The 15,373-nt window shown below is 44.6% G+C and carries 11 protein-coding genes; 8 read left to right on the forward strand and 3 right to left on the reverse strand.

The window, feature by feature from the left end:
* Positions 1-74 precede the first annotated feature (74 nt).
* Both AS194_RS03770 and AS194_RS03775 read right to left on the reverse strand, forming a co-directional pair.
* Positions 75-788, reverse strand: a complete 714-nt coding sequence (locus tag AS194_RS03770; protein ID WP_058024144.1) for a CoA transferase subunit A — start codon at positions 786-788, stop codon at positions 75-77.
* A gap of 139 nt (positions 789-927) precedes the next feature.
* On the reverse strand, positions 928-2,268 hold the full coding sequence (locus AS194_RS03775; RefSeq protein ID WP_058024145.1) for a short-chain fatty acid transporter: 1,341 nt from the start codon (positions 2,266-2,268) through the stop codon (positions 928-930).
* A gap of 398 nt (positions 2,269-2,666) precedes the next feature.
* Here AS194_RS03775 and AS194_RS03780 point away from each other — a divergent pair, with 398 nt between their 5' ends.
* Entirely contained in the window at positions 2,667-3,320 is a 654-nt protein-coding gene (locus tag AS194_RS03780) for a hypothetical protein (RefSeq protein WP_264753427.1), read from the forward strand.
* Positions 3,321-3,672: 352 nt separating this feature from the next.
* Positions 3,673-5,772, forward strand: a complete 2,100-nt coding sequence (gene metG, locus AS194_RS03785; RefSeq protein WP_058024146.1) for a methionine--tRNA ligase — start codon at positions 3,673-3,675, stop codon at positions 5,770-5,772.
* 108 nt (positions 5,773-5,880) lie between these two features.
* Here the strand turns inward: metG and AS194_RS03790 are convergent, their stop codons facing one another.
* A complete protein-coding gene (locus AS194_RS03790; RefSeq protein WP_058024147.1) occupies positions 5,881-6,285 on the reverse strand; it encodes a hypothetical protein in 405 nt (134 codons plus the stop codon).
* 590 nt (positions 6,286-6,875) lie between these two features.
* Here AS194_RS03790 and AS194_RS03795 point away from each other — a divergent pair.
* From AS194_RS03795 to AS194_RS03820, 6 genes are all read left to right on the forward strand, one after another.
* On the forward strand, positions 6,876-7,940 hold the full coding sequence (locus tag AS194_RS03795; protein ID WP_058024148.1) for an ABC transporter substrate-binding protein: 1,065 nt from the start codon (positions 6,876-6,878) through the stop codon (positions 7,938-7,940).
* A 133-nt stretch (positions 7,941-8,073) separates the two neighbouring features.
* Positions 8,074-9,105: an ABC transporter substrate-binding protein gene (locus AS194_RS03800; protein ID WP_058024149.1), complete on the forward strand. Its 1,032-nt coding sequence runs from the start codon at positions 8,074-8,076 to the stop codon at positions 9,103-9,105.
* Positions 9,106-9,547: 442 nt separating this feature from the next.
* The gene (locus AS194_RS03805) at positions 9,548-10,447 is read left to right on the forward strand and encodes an ABC transporter permease (RefSeq protein ID WP_058024150.1); all 900 of its coding nucleotides are present in this window, start codon (positions 9,548-9,550) and stop codon (positions 10,445-10,447) included.
* Positions 10,448-10,511: 64 nt separating this feature from the next.
* Positions 10,512-11,306: an ABC transporter ATP-binding protein gene (locus AS194_RS03810; RefSeq protein ID WP_058024151.1), complete on the forward strand. Its 795-nt coding sequence runs from the start codon at positions 10,512-10,514 to the stop codon at positions 11,304-11,306.
* A gap of 192 nt (positions 11,307-11,498) precedes the next feature.
* Positions 11,499-13,829, forward strand: coding sequence for an FdhF/YdeP family oxidoreductase (locus AS194_RS03815; RefSeq protein ID WP_058024152.1), 2,331 nt, complete (start codon positions 11,499-11,501; stop codon positions 13,827-13,829).
* A 90-nt stretch (positions 13,830-13,919) separates the two neighbouring features.
* On the forward strand, positions 13,920-14,882 hold the full coding sequence (locus AS194_RS03820; protein ID WP_058024218.1) for a formate dehydrogenase accessory sulfurtransferase FdhD: 963 nt from the start codon (positions 13,920-13,922) through the stop codon (positions 14,880-14,882).
* Positions 14,883-15,373: the final 491 nt, after the last annotated feature.

Genomic DNA, 15,373 nt, shown 5'->3' on the forward strand with positions numbered 1-15,373 from the left:
AGCTATCTAAACAATTAGCTATCTAAGTTATTATCAATCTAAAAACTGACGATAAGTCTCAATCATGATTTTATCTAAGCGCTTTCTACCGCTTTAGTCGTGGTTTTTTCGATACGTTTTTCAGGGCTAGCATTCAATACAATACGTTGCACAAAAATACCTGGTAGATGCACTTCATCTGGATCAAACGTGCCTGTCTCGACGATTTCTTCGACTTCGACGATGGTGATTTTTCCCGCCATCGCGCAGTCTGGGTTGAAGTTGCGAGCGGTCTTATTAAATATCAAGTTACCGGCTTTATCAGCCTTTTGTGCTTTGATGAGTGCCACATCCGCACGCAGTGAATGCTCTAATACATAAGTACGACCATCAAAATCACGCGTTTCTTTACCTTCGGCAACTAATGTGCCCACACCAGTCGCTGTATAGAATGCAGGAATACCCGCACCACCTGAGCGTAGCTTTTCGGCCAATGTACCTTGCGGGGTTAGCTCAACTTCTAACTCGCCTGCCAAGTACTGGCGTTCGAACTCTTTGTTTTCACCAACGTATGATGAAATCATTTTCTTGATTTGGCGGGTCTGTAGTAGCAGACCAAGTCCAAAATCATCGACGCCAGCGTTGTTGCTGATACAGGTCAACTCTTTAACGCCACTATCACGTAGTGCTTCGATCAATGCTTCTGGAATGCCGCATAGACCAAAACCACCGATAGCGAGTGTTTGCCCATCTTTAACAATACCGCTTAGTGCCTCTTCAGCACTGTTATATACTTTTGATTGACTCATGCTTATCTCCTATGATTATCATTTATATTTTTTAATCCGTGTAAAGCTCATTCTGAATTAGCTATATCAAGTATCCATTTGATGATTACTTTTCACGCATTTTATTTTACGACTCTTATTTCTTTTGAGCATTACAACGTTATACCACCAACCAAAACACGCCCATTATGACTGCGCCAGATACGGCAAGCACGATCAGGCAGTAACCCATAATTGCTCTCGCATCCAAACCTGCGATACCCAACAATGGCAAGGCCCAAAACGGCTGAATCATATTGGTCCACGCGTCCCCCCACGCAATCGCCATCGCAGTGGTGGCTGGACTGACACCCAGCTCAATGCCCGCAGGAATCATAACGGGGCCTTGCACAGCAAACTGTCCACCGCCCGATGGCACAAAAACATTCACTAGGCCAGCACTTAGAAATGCAAATATCGGGAAACTGTCTGCGGAAGCGGAATTGACAAAAAACTCGGTGACTTGCGTACTGATGGAGATGCCATCCGCATTTGCACCCGTCATAATTCCCATGATGCCGCCATAGAAAGGGAACAGCAGTACAATGCCTGTGATACCGCCGATGCCTGAGTGTACGGCGCGATAATAGCGCTCTAGCGTGCCATGCGATAACAAACCAATGAATAAGAATAGCCCAATGACAATGTTTAACCCTAGATTAAAGCCATTGTTGCCAAACTCGCTGATATAGTACATCATTGCCAACGCCAGCAATATCACGGCGATGATACGGCTATCATCGAGCTTTTGCGCAGGTGTATTTCTTTGGGGCGCGACGTAGATCACTTCTTTGATTAATTTAGGATCAATCACGGTAGGATTTTTGGGATGCATAAAGCGGTTTAGTAGCGGCAAGATAACAATGAGTAAACCTACAATCAGTAAGTTATAGCCTGCGAATACAGTCTGAGATAAAGGCACTGCTTCGGTCATCGTATTGCCAGATAGCGTCAGTAGCGTATCGCCACCCGAACTAAGCGTCAAAGGTATCGAGCCTGAGAAGCCGCCATGCCAAATCACAAAACCCGAATAAGCCGCAGCAACGAGTAAAGGATAATCAACATTAGCGACTTTCTTTGCTAGTGCTTTGGCAAAAATAGCCCCGATAATCAGACCAAAACCCCAATTTATCCACGAACTGACCAACCCAACTAGGGTCGATACGATAATGGCGGTCGTAGGAGAATGAACTCTGCTGGCAAGATTGTCCAATAACCGTTGAATGAATGGCGCACTGGCAAACGCGTAACCTGTGACCAAAATCAGCGCCATTTGCATCGCAAAGCTATGTAACGACCACAGTCCATTGCCCCAGTGCCCTGCCATCGCAATCATATCTTGACCAGTAATAGCCAAGCCAACCGCGAACGCAATGAGGGTTAAAACAATTGAAAAGACAAACGGAGATGGTAGATAGCGATTGACCAGCTGTACGCTCACGTTAGTGATGGCACTAAACATATTCACATTCCTTGTAAATTTGCTGTTTGTGATGAGATTTATGACCAGTTTTTATGGTTAACGCTTATTGTCAATAAACTTCCTTTTAATAAGCGCGGCTCATATTAAACATTATACTTAATATTTTTATTTATAATAATACATATTATATCGGTATATCACGTACAAAATACTTATGCTAACTTAACATATTATTTTCGTAGCGCCTAGTTGCTTAGTGATTAGAAAATAACCCCAAGAGGACGCAAGTCAACAAAGTATTTCTTATCTTTCAGTAATATCTCAACTGGATTTATGTTTAATAAAATACAATAAATAAGGTTTTTTGATTAATTTTATTGACCTACATCGATAAGCGCGACATACACGCTGTCTTAATTTTGCCAAGGAGGGCTATCATGTTTAGTAAATTTGCGATTGTCATTACCCTATTATTACTCATGTTTTTTGCTTATCGCGGTTATTCTGTGCTGATCTTAGCACCGATTATGGCGACGCTAGCAGTCTTACTATCAGGTGATTTTTTAAACACCATCCCCGCTTATACCGATGTCTTTATGGGCGCTTTAAGTGGGTTCTTACTCAAATTCTTCTCTATATTCTTGCTAGGGGCATTGTTTGAGCGTTTGATGGCCGACTCTGGTGCGGCAACTGCCATCGCCAATACCGTCGTCGAAAAGCTCGGTGCCAGCAAGGCCATTCTTGCGGTGATTTTGGTCTGTGCTATTTTGACCTATGGCGGCGTCTCGTTGTTCGTTGTGGCTTTTGCTATTTATCCAATCGCCAAGGACTTGTTCAGAGCAGCCGATATCCCAAAACGTTTGATTCCAGCAGCGATTGCCCTAGGGTCATTTACATTTACAATGACTGCACTGCCAGGCACGCCAGCCATCCAAAACGCTATTCCAATTCCTTACTACAACACCAACGTATTTGCCGCGCCTATTTTGGGTATCATTGGCGGTACGATCATGTTTATCTGTGGTTGGTTGTGGCTTCAGTCACGTGCCAAAAAAGCCAATGCAGCGGGGGGAAAGTTATGGTCAGCATGATGAAGAGGATGTAGGCGGCGTTGGCTTGAACGCTATATTGACCTATGTGGTTTTCCCATCGATAAATTTCAGTAGCCTAAAAACTCAATTCCCAGATGGGTTTTTTATGGCTGGTTTATGACCATCAATATGCGGTGTAAACCTATCGTTCATGGCTAATAAATGCTTGCCAAATGAGAAGTAATTACCAAGGAATATCACAAAATTATCTGAATTACGGTATCATAGGCACACTTTTTGATTTTTTATTATTTTTAGAAGTTTTTAGCATTAACGATGTCGCATCGATGAGCGATGAGCCGCTTAAGATGTTCGATAACTAACCCGTTTATATAAAAATATAGGTGATTTTGTGCGTGAGATTCTAGTAACCAGTGCGCTGCCCTACGCCAATGGCTATATCCATTTGGGGCATCTTGTAGAATATATTCAGACCGACATTTGGGTACGTGCGATGAAAGCGCAAGGCCATCAGGTCACCTATGTCTGCGCGGATGACGCACACGGTACGGCCATCATGCTCAAAGCAGAAGCCAATGGCGTCACGCCAGAGGAGCAAATTGCCTCAGTCAAAGCCTCACACGAAGCGGATTTTTCAAAGTTCCTGATCAATTTTGATAATTATCACAGCACTCATTCAGAAGAAAACAAACAGTTCTCTGAGCTGATTTATCGTCGTCTAAATGAGGCTGGTCATATCAGTACAAAAGATGTCGAGCAGCTATTTGATCCTGAAAAGCAATTGTTTTTAGCCGATCGTTTTGTCAAAGGCACTTGCCCTGAGTGCGATTCACCAGATCAGTACGGCGATAACTGTGAAGTATGCGGTACCACTTATGATGCAACAGATCTAAAAGACCCGCATTCGACATTGTCTGATGCAACGCCTGTGCTTAAAACCTCTAAGCATTATTTCTTTGATTTGCCAGAGTTTGAGCAGTTCTTACAGGACTGGACGCGCAGTGACAATCGCTTGCAAACCTCAGTGGCTAATAAATTGCAAGAATGGTTTGAGGCAGGACTTGCCAGCTGGGATATCTCGCGCGATTCGCCCTATTTCGGTTTTCAGATTCCAGATACCCCAAGCGATGAGCCAGACAAATATTTTTATGTCTGGCTTGATGCGCCAGTGGGCTACATGGCAAGCTTTAAAAACCTATGTGATAAGCGTGCGGGAACAGACCAAGCGCTTGATTTTGACCGCTACTGGGCACAAGAAAACGAGCACAAAACTGAAGTTTATCACTTCATCGGTAAAGACATCGTGTATTTCCATGCACTGTTTTGGCCTGCCATGCTAGCCGGTAGTGAATTCCGCACGCCAACGGGCGTCTTTGCCCATGGCTTCTTGATGGTCAATGGCGAAAAAATGAGTAAGTCACGCGGTACTTTTATCAAGGCCGAGACGTATGCTGAGCACTTACACCCTGAATACTTACGTTATTACTTCGCCAGCAAACTGTCTGACAAAGTCGAAGATATCAACCTTGATTTAGAAGACTTTATGCAAAAGGTCAACTCTGACTTGGTGGGTAAAGTGGTCAATATCGCTAGTCGTAGTGCAGGATTCTTGGTTAAGAGATACGACGGTATACTGTCTGAGACTTGCGCTGAACCGCGCCTATTAGAAGACATTACCAAAACGGGCGATGAGATTGCTGCTGCTTACGAGAATCGTGAATTCTCACGTGCTATGCGCCTCATCATGCAGTGTGCGGATAAAGCTAACGAATATATCGATGCCAAAAAGCCATGGTCGCTCGCGAAATTGGAAGGCACTGAGCAAGAAGTTCAAGACGTCTGCTCGGTCGCTATCAACATTTTCCGTCAGTTGATGGTCTATCTGGCACCAGTATTGCCTGAGCTGACAGCAAATACGAAAGAGTTTTTGAACATTGACGATTTAAGCTTTGCCAGTCGTAATGAGTGGTTATTAGGCCATAAAATCAATAAATTCAAGCCACTGATGCAACGTATCGAAGAAAAAGATATTGAAGCCATGGTAGAAGATTCTAAAGCATCATTAGCTCAAGCTGATACGCCTGCTATGACCGAAAATAACAAGCCTGCCGCAAAAGACAAATCACCTGCAATAGACGCTAATACTGATGCCGAGCAAACGGATTATATTGGTATTGAAGACTTTGCTAAGGTTGAGATGAAAGTCGCTAAAGTGCTTGAGTGCAATCACGTAGAAGGCGCGGACAAGCTGCTACAGTTCACGCTAGATGTTGGTGAAGAAAAGCCACGCAACGTGTTTAGCGGTATTCGTAAGTTCTATGAGCCTGAGCAACTGACGGGTAAAAAAGTCATTTGCGTGACCAACCTTGCCCCGCGAAAGATGAAATTTGGCATCTCTGAGGGCATGATTTTGTCATCAGGCGATCCAAAAACTCAGCTAACGATCGTTACGCTACCTGATAACTGTGTCATTGGTGATGTACTCGCATAAAAATATTAACTTAAGTAGTGGTGTAAGTGATAATTAAAGAAAGAACGAAAAAAAACGGTCTCAATAGACCGTTTTTTTATGGGTGACTTAAAAGATTAAAGTGCGCTGTTATCTACTCAAAACATCAATAATTTCCAACGTGTTATTAATTACTGTCACAATCTTATTGTCTGGCGTACGGATACGTACGTAACGGTCATCATAACGGTCTAAAATAACAGAACGATCATAATCCCTTCTATCAATCTTGCCGACTACTCTATAACCGTATTTGTCAAGGTCACGCTTGAATGACGCGTTAGGGCTAGCATTGCGATACGCGTTAATATTCGGGCGGGCATTACCATTATTTTGATAATTGTTATGGTTGTAATCTTTACTAATGTGAGCAGAGTTGCCTTTGTCATGACCGTGCCCATTGCCATGATTGTCTTTTGCCATAGCAGGCAGGCAAATCAATGAGCTTGCCGTAATGCCAGCGATGGTTAATCGTTTTAGATTGGCCGTCTTCATAATGTTATCCTTAAAATACGTTTGAATAATAGTAATGAGATATTTGAGTGCGTTGTATATTCAACACGTCAACATAGTAATGATATGGATTTTGGACGCACCCTACTTCTCATATAAAAAATTTTTATATAAACATTAGCTTACGTTAATTATGAAGTGGGTTGGTAATAGATGCGTTGCTAGCTTGTATGCTTTTTGACTATCAGTTTATTGGATAAGACAATGCCTTAAGAGGCTAATTCTTATGGTTAAATACTCAAAACCACACTTATGACAGTGGTTACGACAATGCCTAATAGTCTTACTAAGTACGCCTATGACGAATGCGCTTTAATTTTTTATTGCGATAACTTACATTGCTGTCATAATATAAACATAATAATCGACGGAACGATTACTTTATTTAATGGTTAGCCTGCTATTTTGGCATCAACATAGCATTGACTCGGCTAATCTGCATTCTCCAATATCTTTTTTAGAACCAAAGAGAACCAAACAGATCATTTGAGCATTGCTATTAGTAGGCTTGATCAATCTGGCAGTCCTCGCTTGGTTTTTATGATTGATATAACCTATGAGTTATCCTAATAATGACTATTGCTTCTACTCTACGCTTAAGCCTATATGGCGTTGCTCTTAGTGCCATTAGCACACTTGGCCTGATAGGCTGCTCGAACTCCTCTACTGACACAGCCGCCACTACTGAAAATAGCTCTGCTGCAGATGTAGAAAAACCTGCCAAATCTATTGCGATTACCCAAATCGTTGAGCATCCATCATTGGATGACATGCGCCGCGGTATTATTGATGAGCTGGCAGACAATGGTTATGTCGAAGGCCAAAACCTAACGGTCAACTTCCAAAGTGCACAGGGCAATACAGCGACAGCAGGACAGATTGCTAAGCAGTTTGCAGGAGACAATCCGGACGCCATCGTCGCTATCTCGACGCCATCGGCCCAGTCGATTGTCGCGGCTACTACTACGATTCCTATCATTTATACGGCCGTATCAGACCCACTAGGCGCTAAGCTCATCAATGAAGATGGCAAGCCTTTTCAAAGCAATTTGACAGGATTATCGAGTCAGCTACCTCTAGAGCCGCAGTTAGATTTACTACAACAAATAAAGCCTGATATGAAAACGATCGGCTACGTTTACAGCCCAGGCGAAGCAAACTCAGTGTCATTACGTGATAGCCTAAAACAAGCCCTGCCAGCCCGAGGTCTGACATTGTTAGACATTCCTGCCAATCGTCCAACCGATATCGGCATGGCAACACGTAGCTTGCAAGGACGCGCAAATATCATCTATACCTCATTTGACAATAATGTTGCCTCTGCTTTTGAGGCCATGACCCAAGCAGCAAACGAGTTGAAACTCCCTATTGTCGCGTCTGATGAGTTTAGTGTGAAGCGCGGCGCGGCAGCTGCTCTTGGCGTTAATGATTATGACTTTGGTCGTACCACTGGCAAAATGGTATATCGCGTATTAAATGGCGAGGCGATCAATACCATTGAACCTGCCGTCATGAACGATCTAACCTTATATATCAGCCCTAAGCATGCCAAAACGCAAGGCGTTAGTTTGCCAGCAGAGTTGCTAAAAAATGGCATCAATGTTGATGAACAAGCGCAAAGCACTGATAACAAATAGCACGAATAAAATAAATAGTGCTGAATAGTAATACTGAAAAATACCCTGTAGCCATCATAAGTGGCTCGTTTTACCCTTTTACCCATCTATTAAATAATGTACGGACACATTATTACTTTTAGGAGTCAGAACCATGTTGTATCAAAATCGTTTTAATTTTGGCAAAGCGTTACTACTAGGCGGTGTATGCACTGCTATCTTAACGGGTTGTAATCAATCAGCCCAAGATACTAGCACGACTGATACTGCGGCTACTGGCGATACTGCCACCGAAATGAAAACTGTTGCTATCACTGCTATCGTTGAGCATCCAGCACTTGATGATGTTCGCAAAGGCGTGATCGACGAATTAAACGAAGCAGGATTCAAAGACGGTGAAAACCTAACCGTAAACTTCCAAAGCGCACAGGGCAATACAGCTACTGCTGGACAGATTGCTAAGCAATTCGTTGCTGATGCCCCAGATGTGATCGTCGCTATCGCGACACCATCTGCGCAGTCTGTTGCCGCTTCTACTAGCAGCATTCCACTGGTATTCTCTGCGGTTACCGATCCAGTAGCAGCCAAACTGGTACCTAAGCTAGATGGTTCTGGCACCAATGTTACAGGCGCATCAGATGCCCTACCGTACGAGCCACAAATCGACTTGATGCGTCAAATCATTCCATCATTAAAAAATGTCGGTTATGTCTATAGCCCAGGTGAAGTCAACTCAACGATTATCTTACAAAATCTAAAAGAGAAATTGACACCGCTTGGCATCAACGTACTCGAAGCACCAGCACAGCGTAGTAATGACATCGCAATGGCAGCACGCAGCCTAGAAGGTAAGGTCGATATGATCTACACCTCAACAGACAATAACGTGGTATCCGCTTACGAGTCACTCTATCAAATCGCCAAAGAAAGCAAGATTCCACTGATCGCCTCAGATACCAGCTCAGTTGAGCGCGGCGCGGTTGCAGCATTAGGCGTAGATTATTATGAGCTTGGCCGTGAAACGGGTAAAATCGTTGTTCGTATCTTGAATGGTGAAAAAGCAGGCGCTATCCCTGTTTACACCCCACAAGCGCTTAACCTGTATGTCAGCCCAAAACATGCTGAAGAAGAAGGCATTACTTTGTCACAAGCAGTTATCGATAAAGCAAAAGAAGTGGTAGAATAACGCACCTTTTTATTTGGCTTACCATAGCAGCCATGAGCAAAATCATAGTATAAATCAGTGATTGCGCTTTTGTGCTGTCATGCTAAATGTTTGACAAGAAACCCAGCTATGAGTCAGTAAGCTGGGCTTCTTGTTTCAGCAGAACCCATTTAAATAGCTTGTTTCATATATTGCTGTAGTTAGCTTATGGCTTATCTGCTATTTGTTAAGTAAAATACATTTTTGCTGCATTAAATATTGCCATGGCTCGAACTATAGCTTTAAACCAAGGTAACTTATGATCGTTGTTAATCGTGACCTGTTTTGGTTTACCATAACCGCAGATTGCTTAATCTGTTAAATTCACCGCTTAGCTGTTTAGCATGTAGAAGGTTTTGGCGCTTGCCACTCACCTATCTTGGTTCCATACGCTAGACACTGAGTTATGACTTACTGATCTCTTATGTCTTTAATTGCTTTTTTTGGTGCGCTTGAAAGTGGTCTGATCTATGGCCTCGTCGCACTTGGTGTGCTGATCTCATTTCGTACGCTTGACTTTCCTGACTTGACGGCTGACGGTAGCTTTCCGCTGGGCGGCGCGGTCGCTGGCATCTCTATCGTTGCGGGTGTCAATCCGTGGCTCGCCTGTGCTTTTGGTATGCTAGCAGGCTCAATCGCCGGTATCGTTACTGCATGGCTGCACGTCAAACTTGGCATCCTACAATTGCTTGCCAGTATCTTGGTGATGGTTGCCCTATATTCTGTCAACCTACGCATCATGGGCGCTCCAAACCTACCGCTACTTGGTGAGACGACAGTATTTAGCACCTTAGTGACTAATGGCAATGGTTATTGGATGCGCTGTCTGATTATCGGGATCGTCGTGGCGATTGCTATGATATTTTTAAACTGGTTTTATAGTACCGAAACTGGTTTATCAATGCGTGCTACGGGCTCAAACTTGAGAATGGCACAAGCACAAGGTATTAATACCTCATGGATGACCATCATCGGTATGGCGATCTCTAACGGTTTGATTGCCTTGGCAGGTGCGCTATTTGTCCAGACCCAAGGCGGCGCTGATATTTCTATCGGTATCGGCACCATCGTCATCGGTCTAGCAGCAGTCATCATTGGTGAGACCATCATTCCTGCCAAGCGTATTTGGTTAATTACCTTTGCGGTTGTGGTCGGTGCAGTATTGTACAAGCTGTTTATTCAGGTCGCACTATCGAGCGATACGCTGCGTAGTATCGGCTTTGGTCCGCAAGATTTGAACTTAATTACCGCGTTACTCGTGGTACTGGCTTTGGTCTTACCAAAAGCGAAAACGAAGTTTTTATCACGCAAAGTTCGCGCCTAATGACAGTTTAAGCAAGTACCAACAGCACTTGCTTTGCCCGAAGAGATAATAAGGAATAACGATTATGATGCAAGCCACCGATTTACAGTTGACCTTTAATCCAGGCACACCTATCGAAAACCCTGCCCTACGTGGTATTAGTTTGAATATCGCTGATGGTGAGTTCGTCACTGTTATTGGTACCAATGGTGCAGGTAAATCGACTTTTTTGAACGCAGTAAGCGGTACCACGCGCGTCGATAGTGGTTCAATCTTGCTAAATGGCATTGATGTCACCAAAAAATCCGCCCATCAACGTGCACACTGGGTCGCTCGTGTCTTTCAGGATCCGATGGCAGGTACTTGTGAAGCGCTGACGATCGAAGAAAACATGGCACTGGCCTACAAACGTGGCGGCAAGCGCGGCTTGAAGTTTGCACTAAATCAAAACAACCGTGACTTGTTCCGTGAAAAACTGTCTGTGTTAAAACTGGGACTAGAAAATCGCCTGACAGACCGTATGGGTCTACTCTCTGGTGGTCAACGTCAAGCGGTGAGCCTGCTGATGGCATCGCTACAGCCCTCTAAGATTTTATTGCTCGATGAGCATACTGCTGCCCTTGATCCAAAAACTGCCGCCTTTGTCTTAGAATTGACAGATAAAATTGTCACAGACAATAAGCTCACCACCATGATGGTGACCCACTCTATGCAACAAGCATTGGCACATGGTACGCGCACCGTGATGCTACACCAAGGGCAAGTGGTCTTGGACGTGTCTGGAGACATTCGTAAAGGCATGACCGTACACGATTTGTTAGATATGTTCGAGCAAACACGCGGCGAAAAGGTCGAAGACGATAGCTTGATTTTAAGCTAATATTTTCCAACTTATGAATTTTATGTAGCAGATATAACTGTTTTAGCTGCTCCTAAAACCTTCAAGAAAATTGGATTTTTCTTGAAGGTTTTTTGTTATCTATAGTTAATGATCATATGAAGTTTCTGTTGACCATTATATAGTTGTTGTCTATCAATGCTTCGCTATTGTCATCTATCTATGAGGTCTGTCATGCGCAAAATTCCTATTTACTCTCATCCTGCTGCTGGTTGGCCTGCGCTGATCTCATCGACACGCAAACTGATGGATTATCAAACCTTTTTACGCGGTAGTGTCAGCGTCCTAAAGAGCAATCAGCCTCAAGGCGGATTTGACTGCCCAGGCTGCGCGTGGCCAGACCATAAGTCACATAAGCGCATCGACGTCTGCGAAAACGGCATCAAAGTCGTCGCCAGCGAAACCATGACGAAAAAGGCGGATGCACAATTTTTTGCGCGGCATACCGTCACCGAGCTGCAAGGCTGGTCGGGCTATGAGCTTGAGCATAGTGGTCGTTTATCAGAGCCTGTCTATTATGATGCCGCGCAAGATCGCTATGTCCCTATCCCTTGGGAAGCGGCTTATAGCCTAATCGCTGAGCAGCTAGGACAGCTTGACTCACCCAATGAAGCGCTATTTTATACATCAGGGCGCGTGACCAACGAGCCAGCCTTCTTATATCAGTTATTTGTGCGCTGTTTTGGCACCAATAATTTGCCTGATTGCTCAAATATGTGTCATGAACCAACGTCCGTCATGCTCAGCAAACAGTTAGGTATCGGTAAAGCCACGGTCATGCTAGAGGACTTTGAGCAGGCCAAGCTGATATTGATGTTTGGACAAAACCCAGCGACTAACCATCCACGAATGCTCGAGATGCTCGCCCACGCGCATGAGCAAGGGTGCCGCATCATCTCGATTAATCCGATGCGCGAGCAAGGCTTGAGTAGATTTAGAAATCCGCAAAAGCCCACGCATATGGCCGCGGGTCAAAGTGATGATATGGTCGATGATGTCATTCAAATTCAAATCGGCGGTGATGCAGCGCTGCTAACGGGTATTGCTAAATGGCTGATTGAAAATGATAGAATCAACCATGATTTTATTACCACTCACACCGCAGGGTTTGAACCGCTAAAACAATGGCTGACAGAGCAGACTTGGGAAGATATCACACTTGGCTGCAGTATTTCTCAGTCCGATATTATCAGCTTAGCGGGACTAGTGGCTGATAGTTCAGCGACCATTTGCACTTGGGGCATGGGTATCACCCAGCATGTGCAAGGCGATGACAATGTTGCGATGATTACCAATTTATTGCTGCTAATGGGTATGATTGGTATTGATGGTGCGGGCGCCTCCCCTATTCGTGGTCACTCCAACGTTCAGGGCGATCGTACCATGGGTATCCATGAACGCCCGAGTAAAACCTTATTAGACAGTCTAGAGCGCGTCTTTGAGCGTCCTATGCCAAAAGAGCATGGCTATGATGTCGTCACAGGCGCCAAAGCCCTTATCAAAGGTGAATTAAAAGTGTTTATGGGTATGGGAGGCAATTACGCGGTCGCCGCACCTGACACCAGCGCTATTCAACAAGCATTAACCACCACTCAACTCAACATATTTGTCGGTACCAAGCTCAATGAAACCATGCTATACCCAGGAGCAAACAACGTCATTCTGCCTTGTCTGGGTCGTACTGAGCGTATCCTGACAACAAAAGGTGAGCAGTTTGCAACGATTGAAGATTCAATGTGTCAGATAGTTCCAACCCAAGGTAAGCTTAAACCTGTGAGTGATACCTTAAAGTCTGAGGCAAAGATTATAGCGGAGCTTGCGACACACGTACTTGGCGCTGACTCCTCTATTCCTTGGCTTGCCATGAGCGAAGATTTTGATCTCATTCGAGACTATATTGCTCAAACCATTAATGGTTTTGAAGACTTCAATCAGCGCATTCACAACTCGCAACGTGGTTTTCATTTGTATCATGCGGCTCGCCATCGTGTATGGAATACCGAGAGTGGCAAAGCTCAGTTTGAAGTACCACAATACCCTATCACTTATGTCGCTGCCCAAATGGCGGATACACATGACATTGATCATGAGGACACAACGCAAAAGGTTTGGCAATTGACCAGTGTCCGTAGTCACGATCAATTTAATACGATGATATTCGGGTTTAAAGACCGCTATCGCCAGACCAATCGCCGCGACGTGCTATTTATGCATCCAGATGAGATGAGCCGCCTAGGCTGGCAAAAAGGAGATCAGGTGATGGTATCGCGGCACGCCAGCAGCTCAAGCCACACAGCGTATAAAAACAAGCCGCGCGTACTAGGGCCGCTCATATTGACTGAGATGGATATCGCCGCCAATGCCGTCGCCGCCTATTATCCTGAATGTAACGACCTGTTTGATTTGGATACCCATGCGCCAGACTCTCATATCCCAGCATACAAATCGACGACCGTGATCTTAGAGCGTGTGAATACAAGTGTTCAGACAGTCGAACCTGTATAAGTGGTGATGATCACTGAAAGTAATTTTGAGCAAAGTGAGTCCTCTAGCAAAATGGCTATGATGGCAGAGACAACTGAAACTAGAGTGATTATGACTGAGATATCTGAGGATAATGATAATGGCGCAGCCGAGACAATGCTCGCTCGCAAACATTTAGCACAGAAGCATTATTATCCATCGGACAAGGCTCATGGAGCCGATATACCTCAAAGCTGTGTTGAGTCTCAAACCACCAGTTTGGCAGTAGAGGCAGCGGTATCAATCGTTATTAATGGGATTCATTATGCGGTACTGATGGCCAGCCCTTACCAACTAGAGTATTTGGCTGTTGGGTTCTTATTTAGCGAGGGCTTGATTCAGCACAGTCATGAGTTGCTTGATTGGGAAGTGACACATCTTACAGATATTGCCAGCTACCAAAATTTTGCTCAATCCTTAAACGATGGCGATCTTGAATCCGCCTCCATTGAGCAACGCTTAGAGCAATTTCAAGATTATGATATCTATGTCGTAGAGCTGGTGATAAACCAACGCTGCCATCAGCGCATCCAAGCCCAAAAGCGCCAACTGGCGGGGCGTACAGGCTGCGGTATGTGCGGTATCACGGGGCTGACACAGGCATTGCCCGACTTGAGCCACTACTCACAAGCAAACATGCATAGCTATAAGGCACCCGTGCCAAGCCTTGAGTATCTATTAGCACTACGTCAGCAAGTAGATGCCACACAGCATACACACCAACTGACAGGAGCTGTGCATGCAGCAGCGACCCTGCATGACGAGCAGCTGTATTTGTTTGAAGATGTTGGCCGTCACAATGCACTCGACAAATTAATCGGTTGGCAGCTGCGCAACAAGCGAGAGGCAGACTGTGTGCTGATGACCTCACGCTTGTCTATCGAGCTGGTACAAAAATCGATTCGTGGGCGTATCCCTTGGCTCGTTGGCATGTCTGCTCCCACCAGTACGGCCGTACGGGTCGCCCAGCGCTATGGTTTGGGGCTGGCTGGTTTTTTGCGTGACAATAGAGTCACCTACTACACTGGTATTTGATGAGTATTGCCTAACCACATTTTCTAAATCCTGTCGTTATCACCGATCCGTTTACTTTGATACCCTCACATTGATCATTTAATACTGCCACCATTCAATACGTTAGCCTTATTGATACCCTCACAAACACCTTTTCATAAACCCCATTTGTCAATGCCATTTTTCTTGAGGTCTGCCTCTGCCTTTTGGTCATTTATGACAGATAACTGACCGATAGATTTGAGCTTCACGGCAGAATAGGGTACCCTTAGTGCACGAGTATGTTACACATAGTTAACATAGCTGTAGTTTTATTTATAAATACCGAGCCTATGGTGCGACGCATCAGGGCTGTAGCGTGTTTGATACTTAACTACAGGTAATGCGTCAATTACCTAATCATGGGCAAAAATTCGCTCATGCTTGGGTGTATTTCAGCCGGCTATACATATTAGCCGATAAAGCTGTCTACACTTAGCACCGTCATCAGCAGATGGCTGAGTGCTTATCCA

Origin of the sequence: Psychrobacter piscatorii (assembly GCF_001444505.1) — a bacterium.
Classification (GTDB): Bacteria; Pseudomonadota; Gammaproteobacteria; order Pseudomonadales; family Moraxellaceae; genus Psychrobacter; species Psychrobacter piscatorii_B.